At 63.9% G+C, this 14,711-nt stretch carries 15 protein-coding genes and 1 pseudogene; 9 read left to right on the top strand and 7 right to left on the bottom strand.

Features of this window, described 5'->3' with window-relative positions:
• Positions 1 to 65: 65 nt before the first annotated feature.
• The gene (locus PO605_RS24950; protein ID WP_047474107.1) at positions 66 to 911 is read right to left on the bottom strand and encodes a class III extradiol dioxygenase family protein; all 846 of its coding nucleotides are present in this window, start codon (positions 909 to 911) and stop codon (positions 66 to 68) included.
• Positions 912 to 958: 47 nt separating this feature from the next.
• Positions 959 to 1,300 carry a protocatechuate 4,5-dioxygenase subunit alpha gene (locus tag PO605_RS24945; protein WP_016449852.1) on the bottom strand — a complete coding sequence of 114 codons (342 nt, stop codon included), beginning with the start codon at positions 1,298 to 1,300 and terminating at the stop codon, positions 959 to 961.
• Between the two features lie 76 nt (positions 1,301 to 1,376).
• On the opposite strand from PO605_RS24945, the gene PO605_RS24940 reads away from it, so the two are divergent.
• Positions 1,377 to 2,396, top strand: a complete 1,020-nt coding sequence (locus tag PO605_RS24940; protein ID WP_047474106.1) for a LysR family transcriptional regulator — start codon at positions 1,377 to 1,379, stop codon at positions 2,394 to 2,396.
• Here the strand turns inward: PO605_RS24940 and PO605_RS24935 are convergent.
• Positions 2,298 to 3,179 (bottom strand): gamma-glutamyl-gamma-aminobutyrate hydrolase family protein, encoded by an 882-nt coding sequence (locus PO605_RS24935; RefSeq protein WP_012202849.1) that lies wholly within the window; start codon positions 3,177 to 3,179, stop codon positions 2,298 to 2,300. The two genes, PO605_RS24940 and PO605_RS24935, sit on opposite strands and share 99 nt — an antisense overlap.
• Before the next feature lie 371 nt (positions 3,180 to 3,550).
• Here PO605_RS24935 and PO605_RS24930 point away from each other — a divergent pair, with 371 nt between their 5' ends.
• Positions 3,551 to 3,931, top strand: coding sequence for an HPF/RaiA family ribosome-associated protein (locus PO605_RS24930; protein WP_016449850.1), 381 nt, complete (start codon positions 3,551 to 3,553; stop codon positions 3,929 to 3,931).
• Positions 3,932 to 4,028: 97 nt separating this feature from the next.
• Here PO605_RS24930 and PO605_RS24925 read toward each other — a convergent pair whose 3' ends face one another.
• A complete protein-coding gene (locus PO605_RS24925; RefSeq protein ID WP_016452068.1) occupies positions 4,029 to 4,967 on the bottom strand; it encodes a pirin family protein in 939 nt (312 codons plus the stop codon).
• Between the two features lie 191 nt (positions 4,968 to 5,158).
• Here PO605_RS24925 and PO605_RS24920 point away from each other — a divergent pair, with 191 nt between their 5' ends.
• Positions 5,159 to 5,455: a hypothetical protein gene (locus tag PO605_RS24920; RefSeq protein WP_272207042.1), complete on the top strand. Its 297-nt coding sequence runs from the start codon at positions 5,159 to 5,161 to the stop codon at positions 5,453 to 5,455.
• 81 nt (positions 5,456 to 5,536) lie between these two features.
• Here PO605_RS24920 and PO605_RS24915 read toward each other — a convergent pair whose 3' ends face one another.
• Positions 5,537 to 5,947 carry an OsmC family protein gene (locus tag PO605_RS24915; protein WP_047473446.1) on the bottom strand — a complete coding sequence of 137 codons (411 nt, stop codon included), beginning with the start codon at positions 5,945 to 5,947 and terminating at the stop codon, positions 5,537 to 5,539.
• Between the two features lie 57 nt (positions 5,948 to 6,004).
• Complete coding sequence (locus tag PO605_RS24910) at positions 6,005 to 6,901, bottom strand: MBL fold metallo-hydrolase (protein ID WP_047473444.1); 897 nt, start codon at positions 6,899 to 6,901, stop codon at positions 6,005 to 6,007.
• An 81-nt stretch (positions 6,902 to 6,982) separates the two neighbouring features.
• On the opposite strand from PO605_RS24910, the gene PO605_RS24905 reads away from it, so the two are divergent.
• The 4 genes from PO605_RS24905 (at position 6,983) to PO605_RS24890 (ending at position 10,150) form a co-directional block, all read left to right on the top strand.
• On the top strand, positions 6,983 to 7,300 hold the full coding sequence (locus PO605_RS24905) for an ArsR/SmtB family transcription factor (RefSeq protein ID WP_017404646.1): 318 nt from the start codon (positions 6,983 to 6,985) through the stop codon (positions 7,298 to 7,300).
• A 25-nt stretch (positions 7,301 to 7,325) separates the two neighbouring features.
• The gene (locus tag PO605_RS24900) at positions 7,326 to 7,856 is read left to right on the top strand and encodes a rhodanese family protein (RefSeq protein WP_047473442.1); all 531 of its coding nucleotides are present in this window, start codon (positions 7,326 to 7,328) and stop codon (positions 7,854 to 7,856) included.
• Positions 7,857 to 7,956: 100 nt separating this feature from the next.
• Positions 7,957 to 9,339: an aminopeptidase P N-terminal domain-containing protein gene (locus PO605_RS24895; protein WP_047473440.1), complete on the top strand. Its 1,383-nt coding sequence runs from the start codon at positions 7,957 to 7,959 to the stop codon at positions 9,337 to 9,339.
• On the top strand, positions 9,332 to 10,150 hold the full coding sequence (locus PO605_RS24890; protein ID WP_047217866.1) for a hypothetical protein: 819 nt from the start codon (positions 9,332 to 9,334) through the stop codon (positions 10,148 to 10,150). The genes PO605_RS24895 and PO605_RS24890 overlap by 8 nt, the downstream gene beginning before the upstream one ends.
• Positions 10,151 to 10,189: 39 nt before the next feature.
• Here PO605_RS24890 and PO605_RS24885 read toward each other — a convergent pair whose 3' ends face one another.
• On the bottom strand, positions 10,190 to 11,461 hold the full coding sequence (locus tag PO605_RS24885; RefSeq protein WP_047473439.1) for a TIGR03118 family protein: 1,272 nt from the start codon (positions 11,459 to 11,461) through the stop codon (positions 10,190 to 10,192).
• Positions 11,462 to 12,080: 619 nt separating this feature from the next.
• Here PO605_RS24885 and PO605_RS24880 point away from each other — a divergent pair.
• Positions 12,081 to 14,144 carry a hypothetical protein gene (locus PO605_RS24880; protein WP_133074171.1) on the top strand — a complete coding sequence of 688 codons (2,064 nt, stop codon included), beginning with the start codon at positions 12,081 to 12,083 and terminating at the stop codon, positions 14,142 to 14,144.
• Positions 14,138 to 14,566 (top strand): annotated as a pseudogene (locus tag PO605_RS24875) (hypothetical protein); the annotation flags it as partial. The gene PO605_RS24880 and the pseudogene PO605_RS24875, both read left to right, overlap by 7 nt.
• Between the last annotated feature and the right edge of the window lie 145 nt (positions 14,567 to 14,711).

The raw sequence follows: 14,711 nt of genomic DNA, 5'->3' as shown, positions 1-14,711 counted from the left end.
CGGTCCGCACGGCCCCGCAGAGCACAAAGGCCGCCTGGCATGCCCGGCGGCCTTTGTGTTTCCGACTAGACCGCCTCCAGCGCCAGCAGCGCCGTGGCGGTGTTGGAGATCGGTATGTGGTAGTTGCCGTGCACGCGGCGCACGCCGGGCGCAGCCGCGGACAGGGCGCCGCGCATGGCCAGCCACATCAGCAGTTCCACGCCCTGGGTGCCGGTCTTTTCCACGAGTTCATGCACGCTGAACTGCGTGGCCCATTCGGGATTGGTGGCCATGCTTTCAAGGAACTGCAGGTCGAAGGCCTTGTTGATGAAGCCCGCGCGCTCGCCATCGAGCTGGTGCGACAGGCCCCCTGAGGCAATGACGGCCACGCGCTGGTCGCTGTTCCAGCGCGCAATCGCCCGGCCCACGGCCTGGCCCAGCGCATAGCAGCGGCGCGCCGAGGGCAGCGGGAACTGCACGGTATTGATGCACACCGGCACGACGGCCACCGGGCAGTCGCCCTCGGGCCAGAACAGCTTGAGCGGCAGCGTGCAGGCATGGTCCACCAGCATCTCCTGGCAGCTGACCACATCGAAGTCCTCGCCCACCAGGGACTCGATCAGGTGCCATGACAGCTCCGCGTGGCCGCGCAGCGGTGCCAGCGTGGGAATGCCCCAGCCTTCGTCGGCGTTGCAGTAGCGCTCGGCCGCGCCCACGGCGAAGGTGGGCATCTTGTCGAGGAAGAAGTTCAGGCCGTGGTCGTTGTAGAACATCACCACCACGTCGGGGCGCTGGGCGGCCAGCCATTCGCGGATGGGCGGGAAGCCGTCGAAGAAGGGCTTCCAGTAGGGCTCGTTCTGCAGGCCCTTGTGGATGGCGTTGCCGATGGCGGGAATGTGCGAGGTGCCGAGGCCGCCGATGAGATGTGCCATGGTGGGTGTCTCCTGTACTGTGTCTTGCGTATGGTCTGTGGCGGGGCTCAGGCGTGCGAGCGCAGCAGGGCCTGGAATTCGGCCTTGGTCATGCCGGTCTGCTGGGCGCCTATGTCCTGCATGTCCAGGTGGAAGATGCCGGCCAGCTTGGCCAGGTAGTAGGCGTTGCCGCCGGCCGCGATCATCTGCAGCACGTTGCGCGCGCGCACGGCCTCGGCCTGCTCCTGGTTCAGCCCGTAGCTGCGCATATAGGCCTCCTCGTCGGCCAGGAAGGCCTGGCGGTTGGCCAGCTCGTTGAAGGAAAAGCACATGCTGTTGAGCGCATAGCCCTTGCGGGCCTGCCTGCCGTCGAACAGGGTGGTGCCGGGAATCTGCGGCTGATCGGCCATGTTTTGTCTCCGGTATTTGCGTTGGATCAGCGGCAGTGTCCGGCGCGCGTTGCCAAAGATAAAGCGGCGGCCAATCATGGAATGCATGAGACAAATCGATGGATCGCAGCTCGATGGCAGGCTGCTGCAACTGCTGCTGGCCGTGCTGGAGACCGGCAGCGTCACGGCGGCGGCGCAGCGCCTGGGCGTGACGCAATCGGCCGTCAGCCATCTGCTGGACAAGCTGCGCGCCATCACGGGCGACCGATTGTTCGTGCGGCAGGGGCGGGGCATTGCGCCCACGGCCCATGCGCTGGCGCTGCAGGACCCGGCGCGCGAGCTGCTGCGGCAGATGCAGCAGTTCGGCCAGGGGCCCAGCTTTGACCCCGCGCACTGGCGTGCCGAGATCACCATTGCCGCCAACGACCTGCAGCGCGAACTGCTGCTGCCCGCGCTGGCCCGGCGCCTGCGCTCATCCGCGCCCGGGACGGTGCTGCGCGTGATCGACAGCGGCGCGCCGGATGCCGAACTGCTGCGCTCGGATGCCTGCCTGCTGGCCATCAGCCCGCGCCCGCCCGATGCCACGGACATCGTGCAAAAGCGCCTGTTCAGCGATGAGTACGCAGTCTTCCATGACAGCGCCGTGCGACAGCCGCCGGCCAGCCTGGCCGACTATCTGCACGCCGACCACGCCACCGTGGCCTATGCCGACCGCCAGGCGCTGGACCTGGACCTGCAACTGCAGGCGCGCGGGCTGGAGCGCCGCTTTGCCGTGCGCGTGCCGGGCTTTGCGGCGCTGGCCGCCTTTGTGCGCGGCACGCCGCTGCTGGCGACGGCGCCATCGCTGCTGGGCCGCACGGCCCTGTCATCGCTGGCCAGCGTTGCGGTGCCCGTGGACTGCCCGCCGCTGCCCATGTTCATGATCTGGCACGCGCGCCACCAGGCCGATCCCGCCCATGCGTGGCTGCGCGGGCAGTTGCAGCAAGTGGTGGCGCAGGCGCTTGGCGGCGCCGAGCCGTCAATGCCTGCGAAGCAAGGCGCGGCGCAGCAGGCGCGCGGCGCGGTTGCGGATCTGGAAGGGGCTGTGGCTCACGGCCGGGCTCACGCGGGCGCGTGAGCAGGCGGCCAGGAAGTCGCGCAGCAGCACGCTGTCATCCAGCGTGCTGGTGTCGGGGTTGCGGAACTGGAATTCGGGGTGCCACTGCGTGGCCGCGATGTAGCTCTTGAGCGTGCCGGGCTTGCGGAAGATGGCCTCGGGAATGCGGTCGGGCAGGCTCCAGGCCTCCACATCGAACTCGGGCGCCACGTCCTTGATGCCCTGGTGGTGGATGCTGTTGACGCGTGCGCGGTCCAGCGTGGGATACAGCGCCTCCAGCCGGCTGCCGGGCACGATGGCGATGTCGTGGTAGTGGCGGTCGTACTCGGTGGGATTGCGGTGCAGCTGCGAGCCGGGCACCTGGGTCTCGATGTCCTGGTAGAGCGTTCCGCCGAAGGCCACGTTGATCAGTTGCAGACCGCGGCAGACGCCGAAGATGGGCTTGCCGGCCTGGGAAAACGCCTCGACCACGGCCAGGTCGTAGAGGTCGCGCACGCGGTCGCCCAGCCATTCGGGGCGCATGGGTTCCTCGCCATAGCTGCCGGGCCAGACGTCGGCGCCGCCATGCATGACCACCCCATCCAGCCACTCGGCATAGTGCTCCAGCGTCACGTCGCCGCGTGCGGTCTCGCCTGTGGGGCAGGGCACCATCACCACCATGGCGCCGGCCGACATGATCCAGTGCGCTATCGATTGCTCCACGTACTGCAGCGTCTTGCCCGTGAAAAGCGGACGCTGCGGGTCCGCATGGGAGAAACAGGCCGAAAGGCCGATCTTGAGGCGGCGTGAGGCAAGTGGGCTCATGGGGTGGTGGGCAAGGGGAAAGTCCTGATGGTCACGTTGTAAGCCCAATCGTGCCTGCGACCTGTAGGAAGGGGTTGAACGCCCGCGACCGGCGCAGGGCCATCACCGCAAATAGGTGTAGGTGAATGCAAGAGTTGTCTTGAGGCATCTCAAGCTTCTTCAGCGCGCTGAACCCGGCGTCGCCCCTCTGGGTGTAGCCTGTAGGCAGGGTGGGGACTGCGGATGCTGCAGTGCGAAAAACCTGACGACGCAGGGTGCGACTTGCTGTGCAGGCAGCCCGCATGGCGTTACGATGGTTTCGCCAGTTCATCAATGGCCCCGACAACCCCGCCGCGCCGGTGGTGCGGCTTTTGGCGACTAGGAGGATATGCATGCAAGTTCAGGTTCATGCCGACGATTCGATCCAGGGTGGCGAGTCCTTGGCGCAATGGGCGCAGGAAGAAATCAACGCCAAGCTGGCGAGATTGAAGGACTATGTGGTGCGCGTGGAGGTGTTCCTCACGGGTGTCGATGCGCTCAAGACTTCGGGGGCTCCCGGCAAGCGCTGCGTTCTGGAGACCCGGGCCAATGGACGCCCGCCGATCGCCGTGAACGCCGAGGCCGAGAAGGTCAAGGACGCCTTCAACGCCGCCATCGATAAGCTGAAGCGGGCGGTGGAAACCGATCTGGGCAAGCTCAAGGACAAGCATGGCCGCGAGAGCGTGCGCGGCGTGGAAGATGGCACCGAGGTGGATGCGGCCAGCCCGGCCTGACCCTCGAAACTCCCGCAACATCAACGGCAAGGCGCCCCTTTCGGGGCGCCTTTTTGCTGGGGCGGCGATCGCCGCGAAGGCTGCGGTACGGCGCGTTTCAGCGCGAGGCGCGCAGCACCACGCCGTCCAGCGAAGGCGCATGCAGCGGCGCCAGGGGCGAAGCCAGCGGCGGTCCGAAGCGGCGCGCCGCAGTGGCGGGCTGCCGGGTCTCGGCCTCCCACTGCGCGCGGGCCTCGGCGATTTCCTCTCCCGTGCGCGCCACGAAGTTCCACCACAGCAAGATGGCTTCATCCATGGGCTCGCCGCCAATGACCAGCAGGCGGCTGCCGGGCGCCGCTTCGATGGCGACCGAGGGCGTGCCCAGGGGCAGGTAGAGCAATTCCTCCACCGGCAGCGGCTGGCCGTTCACGCGCACGTCACCTTCCAGGCTGAGCACGGCATGCTCGAAATCGGCGCGCAGCGGCAACGTGGCGACGGCATTGGCGCTGCGTGCGCTGTCCGCATGCAGATCCACGCTCATCAGGGGCGTGTGCACCTCGGCGGGCGACGTCAGGCCCAGCGCCTCGCCGGCCAGCACCGTGGCCGTGAAGTCCCCCACCGTGGTCCTGGGCAGCTCGGGGTAGTGCTGGAAGCGAGGCGGACCGTTGCGGTGCGATTCGGGCAGCGCAATCCACAGCTGGGCGGCGTGGATGTGCGAGGGCGTCTGGCTTTCCTCGGAATGGGCGATGCCGTGGCCTGCCGTCATCAGATTGACCTGTCCGGGCCGGATGATCTGGGTGTTGCCCAGGCTGTCGCGGTGCAGCACTTCGCCGCGGATCATCCAGGTGAAGGTCTGCAGGCCGATATGGGGATGCGGGCCGACCTGCATGCCGGGCGGCGCGGGATCGGCGGGGCCGGCGTGGTCGAGAAAGCACCAGGCACCGACCTTGCGCAGGGCGCGCTGCGGAATGGCGCGCTGAATGGGAATGCCGCCCACGTCGGCGGTGCGGGTGGGAAGGTGCTGGGGCTGGGAGTTGGGTGGGGACGTGTCGGACATGGGCGGATCGGCCTGGTTCGTGGGGGAGGCCACCAGTGTCGTGCAGCTCGGCGCAGCAGGCAAACCAGGATCGCAGATATTGGGCCTGTTCGCTGACAGCGCATTCTCAGGAACATTGTTTACATTCGAGGAACGGCCCGGCGCCCGTCCTTTTGGCGGGCGCCGGCCTCACTCTTACAGGAGAAAACGCCATGAATTCATCCGTACAGACGCACGCCGAAGCCGCTGAAGAGGCGGTCCAGAGCGCCGTGGAAGTCCAGCGATTCCCCGAGAAATTCGAAGCCACGGTCACCGGCAATGTGCAGCACCGGGTAGGCGATGGCCAATTGGAAGACATTCCGCGTGGCACCCGTGTGCAGGTGGCCACGGCCATCGGAAGCTATGTGCTGTCCTGGACCCAGGAGGATCAGCCGATCACCGTGTCGCTGGCCAAGCGGGAGTTCGAACTCTATGTCGATACGGGGGAGATCGAGGTCAGCGAAGCCTGACGCCGGCCATGTCCCCGTCCACTCCGAAGGCCCTGCGGCATACCTGCCGCAGGGCCTTTTGCATGGTGGCCAGTCCTTCGCTCAGGCGGGCAGCTGCAGCGCGGTCTGGATGCGCACTTCGCCGGCCAGCAGCTTGTGCACGGGGCAGGCCTCGGCCACCTGCAGCAGGCGCTGGCGCTGTTCGTCGTCCAGGTCGCCTTGCAGGGTGATCTGGCGTTCGATCAGGTTGCCGCTGGCCGGCGTGCCTTCGGGGTTCAGGCGCAATTGCACATCCACCTGCTCCAGCTTCCACTGCTTGCGCGCCGCATACATCTGCAGCGTGACCGTGGTGCAGGCGCCCAGGGCCGACAGCAGCAGCTGCAGCGGGTTGGGCGCCGTGTCGCCGCCGCCCTTGTCCGCGGGCTCGTCCACATGCCAGCTGTGGCCTTGGGGGTCGCCAAGCGTGACGCGATAGGGGGTGTCCGTGCTGGTGGCATGGGCGCTGTGGATCATGGAAGGTCCTTTGTCCTGGGGGTGTCGCAAGAGGGGTGGGGGAGCCAACGGACGACTCTACGCCTGCTTCGCGTCCGCTGCCTGGGGCCGATGCTTCATGCGCAGCGGAATTTTGAGGTAGTGCACGCCGTTGGCCTCGGCCTCGGGCCAATGGCCTGCGTGCATGTTGACCTGGATGGCGGGCAGCAGCAGGGCTGGCGCCGACAGCGTGGCGTCGCGCCGGTTGCGCATGGCCACGAAGCTGGCCTCGTCCACGCCCGCGTGCACATGCACGTTGCCGGCACGTTGGTCGGCCACGGTGGTTTCCCAGGCGTGGTGGTCGCGGCCCGGCGCCTTGTAGTCATGGCACATGAACAGGCGTGTTGCGGGCGGCAGGGCCAGCAGGCGCTGGATGGAGCGGAACAGCGTGCGCGCATCGCCGCCCGGAAAGTCGGCGCGCGCCGTGCCGTAGTCGGGCATGAACAGCGTATCGCCCACGAAGACCGCATCCTCGATGCGGTAGGACACGCAGGCGGGCGTATGGCCGGGCGTGTGCATCACCTCGATGCGCAGCCCGCCCAGCGGCAGGCTGTCGCCGTCGGCCAGCAGCCGGTCGAAGGGCTGATCGCCGCCGGACGCGGGCAGGTTGAAGACGGGGCGGAAGATGCGCTGCACCTCGCGGATGTGCTCGCCCACGGCGATCGGGGCGCCCGTGCGCTCGCGCAGGCACGGGGCCGCGCTGAGGTGGTCGGCATGCGCATGGGTTTCCAGGATCCAGCGCAGGCGCAGGCCCTGGGCCTGCGCGGCGGCCAGCACGGCATCGGCCGAGCCGGTGTGGGCCTGGCCGCTGGCATGGTCGTAGTCGAGCACGGGGTCGATGGCGGCGGCCTCGCCCGTGTTCGCATCCCAGACCAGGTAGGTCACGGTATGGGTGGCTTCGTCGAAGAATGGCGCGATGCGCAGCGGCGAGGTCATGAAAGCACTCCTTTGTCGATGGCTCCAGTGCAGCCTGCCGGCAAGTATATTAGAATTTGCTAAATTAGATTTTTCTTAATCATGAACCAACCCATCCTCTCCTCCGAACAGGCTTTCCTGCAGCAGGGTGCGGCGCGCGCCGCCGCCCTGCTGCGCGCCGTGGGCAACGAGAGGCGCCTGCTGGTGCTGTGCCTGCTGATCGAGCATGGCGAGCTGTCGGTGGGCGGGCTGCTGGAGCGTATCCCGCTGAGCCAGTCGGCTCTGTCCCAGCATCTGGCGCGCATGCGCGAGGAGGGCCTGGTCGCCTACCGCCGCGAGTCGCAGACCCTGTACTACCGCATCGCCGATCCCGATGCGCAAAAGCTGGTGGCGGCACTCAAGAGCATCTTCTGTCCCTGAAAACCCCCACCCCAGGAGTCGTCCCATGTCCCTTCCCCTCATCTCGGCCCAGGCCGCCCGCCAGTTGCAGGCGCAAGGCGCCTGGCTCATCGACATCCGCGCGCCCGACGAACATGCGCGCGAACGCATGGCAGGCGCCCGCAGCATGCCCATGGAGCGCCTGGGCGCCCAGGCCTGGGGCGATGCGCCGGCCGCCGTGGTCTTTCACTGCCGTTCCGGCAACCGCACGCGGCTCAACGCCCAGGCCCTGGCGGCTGCCTTGCCGCCCGGCTGTGTCGGCCATGTGCTCGACGGCGGCCTGGACGCCTGGAAGGCCGAAGGCCTGCCCGTGCTGCAAGACAGCCGCCAGCCGCTGGAGCTGCAGCGCCAGGTGCAACTGGGTGCGGGCGGGCTGGCTCTGCTGGGCGCCGTGCTCGGTGCCACGGTTTCACCGTGGTGGCACCTGCTTTCGGCCTTCGTGGGCTGCGGTCTGATCGTGGCGGGTGCCACCGGCTTTTGCGGACTGGCGCGCCTGCTGATGAAGGCGCCCTGGAATCGGCGCGCCCTGGGGCAGTGACGGTGTCTGCGCTGAAGTCCACCTGACGCCGGCCGGCTGCCCCCCTCCTTCCCCTGTTCCGGGGACTGTGGAGAACCCCGGACGGCAGTACGATAGCTGCATGACATCTGTTTATGCCCAACGCCGCGCACGCTTGGCCGCCCAGTTGGGCGCCGGCGGCATCGCCATCATTCCCACCGCTCCCGAGCGCCAGCGCAACCGGGACACCGGCTATCTGTACCGCCACGACAGCTATTTCTATTACCTGACCGGCTTTGCCGAGCCCAATGCCTGCCTGGTACTGGCCGCCGATGGCACCAGCGTGCTGTTTTGCCAGCCCAAGGACCTGGAGCGCGAAATCTGGGACGGCATCCGCCTGGGCCCCGAGGCTGCCGTGGCCACGCTGGGCGTGAGCCAGGCGTTCTCCAGCGCCGAGATCGATACGCGCCTGCCCCGCCTGCTGGAGAACCGGGGCCGCCTCTGGTATCCGTTCGCCACGCATGAAGGGCTGGCCGTGCGCGTGGAAGGCTGGCTGGGCCAGGTGCGCGCACGCGTGCGCTTTGGCGCGCTGTGCCCGTCCGAGCAGGGCGACCTGTGCACGCTGCTGGACGAGATGCGCCTGGTCAAGGACGCCCGCGAGCAGGACATCATGCGCCGCGCCGCCGCCATCAGCGCCCAGGCCCATATCCGCGCCATGCAGCGCTCGGCGCGCATGCTGCGCGCAGGCCAGGAAGTGCGTGAATACCACCTGGATGCCGAGCTGCTGCATGAATTCCGCCAGCAGGGCTCGCAGTACGTGGCCTACGGCTCCATCGTGGCCGCCGGCGCCAATGCCTGCGTGCTGCACTACCAGGCCGACAAGGCCCCCGTGCGCGCGGGCGAACTGGTGCTGATTGACGCCGGCTGCGAGCTCGACGGCTACGCCAGCGACATCACGCGCACCTTCCCCGCCGATGGCCGCTTCACCGGCCCGCAGCGCGCGCTCTACGAGCTGGTGCTGGAAAGCCAGAAGGCTGCCGTGGCGGCCACGCGGGCCGGCGCGCGCTTCAACGATCCGCACGACGCCACCGTGGCCGTGCTGGCGCAGGGCATGCTGGATCTGGGCCTGCTGGACAAAAAGGTCTATGGCAATGCCCAGGACGTGATCGAGCAGCGCGCCTTCTTCCAGTTCTACATGCACCGCACCGGCCACTGGCTGGGCATGGACGTGCATGACTGCGGCAGCTATGTGGAGCCTTCGGAGCTGGGCCAGTCGCACGAGCGCAAGGACCCGCTGTCGGGCGAGACCATCACCAACCGCCCCAGCCGCATCCTGCGTCCGGGAATGTGCACCACCATCGAGCCGGGCATCTACGTGCGCCCTGCGGCCGGCGTGCCCGAGCAGTTCCACAACATCGGCATCCGCATCGAGGACGATGCCATCGTCACCGAGACCGGCTGCGAGCTGATCACGCGCGGCGTGCCCGTGGAGCCCGACGAGATAGAAGCCTTGATGCGTGACTGACAACGCCAGCCTGCCCACCACCGGCCCCGTGTCCACTCTCATGCCCGCCCCATCGGCCTATGCCGCACCCGCACTGCCCCGGCTGAGCTGGCGCATCTTCACGGTGCTCTGGCTGCTGGGGCTGCCCGGCGTGGCGGCCATGGCCTGGTTCGTGCTGCCCGACTGGATGCGCATGCTGGGCCTGCCCGTGGAGCCGCTGGCCACGCCGCTCACCGGCATCGGCGTGATGGCCGCGCTGCTGGCCCTGCCCGTGGGCGTGGGCGTGTGGCTGGGGCCGCGGCTGGGCCTGTCCGCACCGCTGCTGACCACCTGGGTGGCCGGGCGTTCGCCCCAGCGCGCCGTGCGCTACCTCACGCTGCCGGGGCTGGCCGGTGGCGTGGTCGGCGCGGCCTGGCTGGTGACCCTGGCCCTGGCCTGGCCCGACGACCTGACCCTGATCGACCCCGTCTACGCCATGCCGCTGGGCGCCAAGATGCTGTACGCGGGCATCACGGCCGAGCTGGTGATGCGGCTGGGCGGCATGACGCTGGTGATGTGGCTGCTGTGGCGGCTGAGCGGACGCACAGACCGCCGCCCGGGATGGACGCTGGGCTGGTGGTCCGTCATGCTGTCGGCCCTGCTGTGGGGCATGCTGCAGCTGGCCCTTGCCTGGAGCACCTGGGGCGGCCTGTCGGACGCGCTGGTGCTGCAGTTGCTGCTGTTCGAGGTCGTCCACGGCGCCGTGGGCGGCTTCCTGTTCTGGCGCTATGGCCTGGAGGCGGCCATGGTGGCCCATGCCATCACCTACCTGCTCTCGCACGGACTGGTGTGAGGCCTGGCGTCTGCGCAATGACACCGCCAGGATGAAGCGTCACAGAAGCCTCAGCGAGCCGAACAGGCCCTCGGTTTCGTCCTCGGGGCCGGCGGCGAAGTAGAGCGCGTCGCTGTCGCCCAGGGCCACGCCGTTGCCGAACTGCAGGGCCCACAGGCCGGGGATGGCCACGGGGCGGTGCTGCGCGTCGCGCAGATCGTCCACATAGCGGCCCGTGGACAGGTCGAATGCACAGATGCGGCCTGCTCCCCCGAAGTTGCCGACCAGCAGGTGCCCCGCCAGTGCGCCGAAGCCGTCAGGAGCGATGGCCACGCCCCAGGGCGCATTCAGGCGTCCATCGTCCTCATACATGCGCAGCAGGCGGCCGTCGAGGTCGAACTCGGCCAGCCTGCCGCGCGCAGGCCGGTTGCCGCTGGCCGCTTCTGCGGCTGCGTCCACCGCATCCTCCTCGCCGGCATGGAACGCCAGGGGATCGTCCGGGTCGGGCTGGCTGATCGCATAGAGCACGAACACGCGGTCGCGGCGGCCGTCGTTGACGACCTGGATGTTGAAGGGCACCGGATCACCGGGCCGGGCCTCGCCTGCCGCGCCTGATGCGAACGGGTTGGCGAAGCCCTGGGTGGGCACCAGTTGCCACTGCGCGTCCAGCGTGCGGATCTGGGGCCGGGCGCCGAAGTCGGCCATCCACACGCGGTCCCAGCGGCCCGTGTGGATGGCTGCCCCGAAGAAAGCCATGCCCTGGTCGGCGCCATTGAACATTTCCACCGCAGGGCCGTCCACCCGGACGATGGCGCCCGTCTGCGCATCGCGCTCCGTCCAGGCGCTGACGCTGCCGCTGTCGGTCACGAAGACGAAGCGGGCCGAGCCCTCGAGCAGGCGTCCGGCGGCAGGCTGCTGCTGGACCCGCAGCAGCTGCGAGGCCAGGGGCGCACCGTTGTAGACCACGCCGGTGACTTTGCCGGCACTGTCATCGCCGGTCAGGGCATCGGAGCGCGGAACGGCCACTTCGCGCAGGCCGTCCTGGTGCAGGGCGCGCATCCCGGGATCGGCCGAGCGAGCCACGTCACCGATGAACTGCCAGGACGTGCCCCCGCCGCCAATCCAGAAATGGCCTCCCGCGCCGGCCGGGCGGATGGCGATGCCCCAGCCGTTGACGAAGCCGGGCTGCGTGAAGCGCGCGCCGTAGCGCGCATGGCTGGCGAGCAGGGGAGTCTGGACATAGCGGTTGGCGGCAACATCGCCACCCGCGCCGCAGGCGGTCAGCGCCGGGGAGGCCAAGGTGGTCAGAACAAAGCGTCTGCGGTCAAGCATGGTGGATTTCCTGGTGGCATGGCAAAGCTGTGGATGGGCTGGCTGAGCATGCGAAACCAAGGGGAACCGTATGTTCTGGCTGCGGCCTGCGGGCCGGGTGGCCCACAGGAATATGAAGGCGATGCTAGGAAGCAGGGGCGGGCCGCGTCAATGTGGACCAGTCTGATTCTGTGGTGTCCTGCGGCGCGGTGAGCATTGCGAACGCGGCGGGCAAAACTGCTTTCACAGGAGACCGGCATGGCACAGCGCCTTTGCCGGGAATGCTGCAGTGCAGCATCAAAAGCAATAGCGGCAAAGGCAGTGCACCGCAGTGTTCGGCGATGGCAACGGCATCCGGCCGCCCCCTTGCGCAGGCTCAGGATGCGGGGTCTTCACGTCTACACAAGTAAATCTGACGTCATGGGTACAGATCTTCAAAGTATCCAGGATTCATGCAGGTTGCGGACCGGTCAAGGCAAGATTTATAAAAAACTGAGATCAAGTAAAACTGACGTCAGCAGAACGAACGCGTGCTTTGGGTTAAGTAAAGCTGACGTTCATAGGACAAACGCGGGCTATGGAGCTAGTGCGGTGGGCGACTATGGGATAGATTCAGAAGTCCTCTTGTGGTGGAGGTCGTATGGTCGTACCTCACGTTGTCCGAAAGCCCAGGGTCAACATGACCACTGGAGATGCAGTAGATGTGTCTTCTTGGACTGAAGTAGACATTTCTGCATTGTCAGAGCCTGTTTGCGCCCAATTCCGGGCCCGTAAACGTGCTATTAACATGTATCTTGATGGTCTATCCGCGAAAGATATTAGAGCTGAGACCGGGTTAGATATCAAGCAGATTTATAAGATCATATTTGATAGATGTTTGGCTCTTGATGAAAATGGCGTGCCTTGGGGCTGGCGTGGTGTAATACCATATTTTCGAATTCAGTCTTATAAAAGAAAAACTCCTCCAAATATAAAAGAAAATGGTGCTGGTGCGTCAGGTGCATTGAGCTGGGTATTCGGCAGTCCTGAATGCGTTGGGCTTGAAGATAGGTTTGTAAAGATAATATTGTCGCAACCTAAAGGGATGAGGGGCATCCGTAGAAATAATTTATATCTCTATAAGTGGTTGATTGATGAGTTGCGAAATATTGGCTTAGAGGAGCGTAATGAATGGCCATTTAATGCCGAAAAACTGGGGTACGTCTCGATTCTAGAATATATAAATATAACAATAAAGAGTAATGCGAAGAAGTCACTAGAAATATATGGTGGTCCTGATGCGGTAAAGAAAGGTCTGGCAGGTGATGGCGTAGATAGGCCAGTACTTAAACTTTTTGATCGAGTTGAATGCGATGCGCATAAGCTTGATGCAAGAATGGTCGTCAGAATTCCTTCTCCGCACGGAGGTTTCGAGAATAGAAAAATAAACAGATTATGGGTTGTTGTAATTATTGAAGTCGCATCTCGAGCGATCCTTGGCTACTATTTAAGTATGGGGCGAGAGTGCTCGGCAGAAGATGTCTTGCGCGCAGTAAAAAGAGCACTCACACTTAGTCCTAGAAAAAAAGGTTTGGTGGATCTTCCAATAAATGGAGCTCTTCCATCAGAGCATAATTCGAACTACCTAGGAGTTTGCTGGAATGAGTTCAGTGTTGATGGTGCCTTAGCAAATGTCTGCAAGAAAGTCACATCGAAAATCGAAGGCGTAGTAGGAGGGAAAATACTTAGTCCGATGCATCCCGGTAGCTTTTCTGTCCGTAGAAGTAAAGACGATCGACCCTTTATCGAGAGGTTTTTCGAACTTCTGGCTGGAAGGACTTTGCATAGGTTGAGTGTGACAACGGGGAATGATCTGCACGATAAAGTTAGAAATAATCCAGAGGAAAAGGCGGATGAGCTGTGCTTTCAGCTCGAATTTGCGGAAGAGCTTCTAGATGCTGTTATTGCTAATTACAACGCCACACCCAATGGCGGTATAGGTTATAGAACTCCCCTAGAACAAATGGACCTGTTGTATGCGCAGGATCCCCTCAGGTTTCGGCGGGCAGATCCAATTGATGTCCGTAGCCTATGTAGCGTTCGGAAGTTATGTACGCTCTTGGGTGGAGAGATGACCGGGCGCAGACCATATTTTAATTTTGAATCTGCAAGATATTCCGCTGAGTGGATCGTTTTGCGCTTAGATCTTTTGGGTAAAAGACTTTGGCTTTCCCTAGAAGACGAAGATGACGCTCGGCTTGCGACGGTTTCGACAGAATCTGGCGTTATCTTGGGAGTTGTTCGGGCCGCACCTCCATGGAATATTAGCCCTCACACAGTATTTATAAGATCTTCTATTCGAAGATTGGCCAAAAGAAGAATGCTGTACATTTCAAATGAATGTGATGCAGTCGAGGAGTTTATCAAATTCTGCGAACGATTGGAAAATAAGAAGCTGCCAGCACATGCAGCATATTTGGAGGCGAGGAGGGTTTTTCGAGAGCACGCGGACAGGATGGCGGATTACGAATCTGAAAATAAATATTGTGAAAAATATAATCAGCCACCTGAGGATTTAGACGCTGAAACTGATGGCAGTTCTTGTAGAGTTAAATCAAGCATTAGCGCAAGAACTGAACCATCGACAACGTCGATCGTAAAAACTAAGAAGCGCAAGGAGAATGGGGTAAATGCTCCGGTCATGAGAAAGGCAAAGATATGGTGATGGATAATAAAGCCCTTGTTCCAGCCCATCTTCCTCGTGACCACCCCTTGATCACGCAAGAATATTCGTTATACACGCAGTCAATCGATGATATGGTTGTGAAGATAGCTGGATGGCTTGATGATCAAGTAGACGGAGGAACAGTCTACGGACCATCTCGATTTGGAAAATCAAGCGCTGTTAATAATTGGCTGCAGTCCTTGTTAAGTGAAAGGTATCGTGGATTTGTGCCAATGGTGATATGGAGTCATATTGATGCGGGAGCAAATGCGACTATAGGGCGGCTTTGCTCGCATCTTCTTGAGGCGAGCCGTCATCACTTGCATAGAGCCCCTAGAAGTCCAGAAGACCGGCAAAGGATGCTTATTGAGAGACTTGCGACTCTTGCCATGCAAGGTGGTGGGCGGTTCGTCGTTTTGGTTATTGACGAAGCGCAGGGCATGACTCAAAGGGAGTGGCTTTGGCTTGTGCAGATTCATAGCCAACTAGCTGTCGCATCCCGTACGATCATATGGTCGCTTGTGAAACAGGTGCGGGTGGGTCTGGTACCAATCTTTCATGGCCTGC

It is taken from the genome of Delftia sp. DT-2 (genome assembly GCF_028401915.1).
GTDB classification, from domain to species: domain Bacteria; phylum Pseudomonadota; class Gammaproteobacteria; order Burkholderiales; family Burkholderiaceae_C; genus Comamonas; species Comamonas tsuruhatensis.
The sequence above is the reverse complement of the archived record's forward strand: the minus strand, read 5'-3'. Positions and strand labels throughout refer to the sequence as shown.